1 protein-coding gene is annotated in these 380 nt (G+C 70.0%); it reads left to right on the top strand.

Features of this window, described 5'->3' with window-relative positions; translation table 11 throughout:
- Positions 1–14: 14 nt before the first annotated feature.
- A partial coding sequence (locus tag I6F36_RS39465) for a putative DNA-binding domain-containing protein (protein WP_225173347.1) occupies positions 15–380 on the top strand: 366 nt, incomplete at its 3' end.

Here is a 380-nt window from a genome sequence, read left to right as displayed (position 1 = left end):
CGCCGGGGCTGCACATGGCTGACGCTATCGACACCCTGCGCGCGCAGCAGCACGCGTTCACCGCGCACCTGCGCGATCCACAGGCGGTGCCGGCACCGGCCGGCCTGGATGCACGCCGGTTGGCGGTGTACCAGCACCTGCTGTTCAACAACCTGCTCGGGCTCCTGAGCAACGGTTTCCCGGTCTGCGTCCGCCTGCTCGGCGAACCGGCATGGAGCGCGCTGGTGCGCCACTACTTCGCCACCCATCGCTGCCAGACCCCCCTGTTCACCGAGCTGGCCGCCGAGTTCGTGCAGTGGCTGCAGGCACAGCCGCAGCTGCCGCACCCGGCGCTGGCCGAACTGGCCCACTACGAGTGGGTGGAAACCGCGCTGTACCAG

It is taken from the genome of Bradyrhizobium sp. BRP19 (genome assembly GCF_020194195.1).
In the GTDB taxonomy this organism is placed as follows: domain Bacteria; phylum Pseudomonadota; class Alphaproteobacteria; order Rhizobiales; family Xanthobacteraceae; genus Bradyrhizobium; species Bradyrhizobium yuanmingense.
The sequence above is the reverse complement of the archived record's forward strand: the minus strand, read 5'-3'. Positions and strand labels throughout refer to the sequence as shown.